1 protein-coding gene is annotated in these 1,206 nt (G+C 53.3%); it reads right to left on the bottom strand.

Annotated features, from left to right (window positions below):
- Positions 1-72 precede the first annotated feature (72 nt).
- A partial coding sequence (locus tag GPK88_RS18535; RefSeq protein ID WP_215708131.1) for a virulence-associated E family protein occupies positions 73-1,206 on the bottom strand: 1,134 nt, incomplete at its 5' end.

Here is a 1,206-nt window from a genome sequence, read left to right as displayed (position 1 = left end):
CCAAATATCAGGCTTTTCCCCGTCAACCGGCTGTCAACCAAAGCGTCAACCAAACTGTCAACCGGTGGCTTTTCAGAATGGAAGTTCCATTTGCCGGGCTTCTTCTTCCGTGATTTCCTGAAAACCGTCCCCCTCCGGCGGAGCTTGGTTGACACGCTCCCAGCCTTTTTGAGAACCGTATTTCTTATACCGCTTCGGGCTTTTGTAGGCTACCCAGCCCTGTATGATGCCGCCCGCAATGCCGGTATTCATAATCTCGCAGATTGCCCGTGTCTCCCAGTCTGCCGGGGAATTTAAGTTCCCCAGCGCTTCCTCATAAAGCTGCTTGGAACATACCCTGTCGCCGGTGTAGTCCTCCAAATAGGCGTAGATCATGCCGGCCTGTGTGTCTTCCTGCATAAAGTCCTGCTGGTGGGCGTTCAGGTATCGGTTCATTTCCATGCTGAATGACAGCTTATACTTCCCACTGCGATAAACCGTCATGGCTTCCGCCCACATCTGTTCGATATACGCCCTCGCCGCCGCTTCATCGTCCAGTATGTGAACCTCCGCCCGTTCCGGGTACACCGTCACGGGGAGAAAGCGCCGGTTGCCGGTGCGGTCACGGGGCAAAAAGTCCTGCCGGTTGGTCGTCCCTCCAAATACACATTGCCGCAGCCGGTCTGCCGGATGTGTCTCATACGGCACTTTGTAGGTTTCTTTCTGGCGGCTTAAGAATGACTTGATTTCCTCAATACTCTTGGCGTTGGCTGTGGCAATCATCTCCGACATCTCGATAATCCAATGCCCTTGCAGCTTGCGGTACACATTTTCATCGTCCAGCTTTTTCAAATCGTCTGAAAACCATTCGTCCCTGCCTGCCAGCAGCCGGAAAAAGGTAGATTTCCCGGCTCCCTGACCACCAACCAGACAGAGCATGACCTCAAACTTGCTCCCCGGTCTGAATACCCGCCGGATGGCTCCCATCAGGAACAGTTTCAAGGCTTCATAGGTGTATTCGTCCGTATCGGCTCCCAGAAAGTGATGCAGGGCGTAACGGATGCGCTCTGTGCCGTCCCATTGCAGGCTGTTCAGGTAATCCCTGACTGGATGGTAGCGGTTTTCATTGGCAACAATCTTGATGGCGCTCTGCACCTTTTTCTCGCTGGTAAGCCCGTAATTTTCTTCCAGATACAAAAGCAGGTAGTTCATGTCCATGTCGGTCAG

This window comes from Blautia sp. MCC269 (genome assembly GCF_018785655.1).
Classification (GTDB): Bacteria; Bacillota; Clostridia; order Lachnospirales; family Lachnospiraceae; genus Blautia_A.
The sequence above is the reverse complement of the archived record's forward strand: the minus strand, read 5'-3'. Positions and strand labels throughout refer to the sequence as shown.